Here is an 838-nt window from a genome sequence, read left to right on the forward strand (position 1 = left end):
TGCTCACCCTGTGGACCTGGTGTGAGTTCAATAGTATTTATCTGACCTTGCAAATCGTTCAACCTGCCATCAACTGCCGTGAATGCTGAACCTACATTGTCGTAGTTGGTATTGTTAATACGATAGGTCGGTGCTTGGAAAGTACCGTTCATGTTGAATGCGGCATTACCACCAAGAGCAGAGGCTAGGTTCTGTGCTTGAGAGAAGCTGTTCGTCTCTACTCTTTGTAGCTGCGCCACATTGACCGCATCAGTATCAGTCGTACCTGCTGCTACACCTGTGATTTGACGGGTTTGCCAGTTAGCAGAATCAGCATCGCTAGTATCTCCGACACTGACTGCGGCGAGCGTTGATTGCCATACTGGCGTAGTTCTGGTGTCCGCACCAAACCCCTGTACGCCTGCGTCAACTGTGGTAACGCTTTGTGATCCTAGTGCAATACTATTACGAATGTTAGCCGTCGATCCTGTACCCATCGCAACGCTGTCACGAGCGCTTGCGACTGAGGTATTACCGATAGCGGTTGCGCGGATACCGCTCGCGGTGGCGCCTACACCGAGAGCTTCATAGTCTGCTGCTGCGAACTCAAATATCTGACCACCATTACCATCGTCTTTAAAGCGTCGACCATTAAAGTCTGTTTGTATAGGGGTTGTCGCAGCAGTAAACTCAGCTTGCACTACTGCATTTGCTATTGCAACTCGCGTATCTTCGCTACCACTACCAATAGCAGTAGCGCCTACCTCTGATGCTTCATTTAAATTACCTAACGCTGAACTGGAAGCTCCTGAAGATTCGTTGTCAAAACCCATTGCCGAGCTAAAATCCCCTAAGGCTT

General features: G+C 49.3%; 1 pseudogene. It reads right to left on the reverse strand.

Features of this window, described 5'->3' with window-relative positions:
• A pseudogene (locus ACTXGO_RS15000) lies at positions 1 to 838 on the reverse strand (hypothetical protein); the annotation flags it as partial.

It is taken from the genome of Psychrobacter sp. T6-1 (assembly GCF_052258445.1).